The sequence below is a fragment of the Pseudoalteromonas luteoviolacea genome, assembly GCF_018100925.1.
Lineage (GTDB): Bacteria > Pseudomonadota > Gammaproteobacteria > Enterobacterales > Alteromonadaceae > Pseudoalteromonas > Pseudoalteromonas obscura.
Map to the genome: position 1 here is coordinate 1 of NZ_JAGJEH010000059.1, position 558 is coordinate 558.

The following is a 558-nucleotide window of genomic DNA, read 5'->3' on the forward strand; positions in this document are numbered from 1 at the left end:
GTCCAGCTGACAGGTCAGGATCTTTACGGTGAAACGGTGAACCTGCGCACCACAACCGATGAAAATGGCGCGTTTAACTTTGCGAGGCTTCGCGCTTCTAACTCAGCAGGCTACACAGTTACTCAAGGTACTACTGAGTATGTTGAAGGCCAAGATTATCTTGGTTCATCGGCAGATCAATTTGGTTCAAACAGTGAGATCAAACTAGTACTGGGTGAGCAAGCTGCGCCTGAGCTTATCTTCACTGAGCAACTAAGCACAGGTGACAAGTCAATATCAGGTCGTGTATTTGTCGATATCAACCAAGATGGTACTAGCAACGGTAATGACTTTGTTCTTGCAGGGATTAATATACAACTGACAGGTCAGGATCTTTACGGTGAAGCGGTAAATTTGCGCACCACAACTGATGCAAATGGCGTGTTTAACTTTGCGGGGCTTCGTGCATCAAATGATGCGGGTTACACAGTTACTCAAGGTACTACTGACTATGTTGAAGGCCAAGATTATCTTGGTTCATCGGCTGATCAATTTGGTTCAAATAGTGAGATCAAACTG

Annotated in this window: 1 protein-coding gene; it reads left to right on the plus strand. The window is 45.0% G+C overall.

The features are described 5' to 3' along the window. Positions 1-558: SdrD B-like domain-containing protein (locus J8M00_RS28050; protein WP_211013650.1), on the plus strand; the 558-nt coding region annotated here is incomplete at both ends.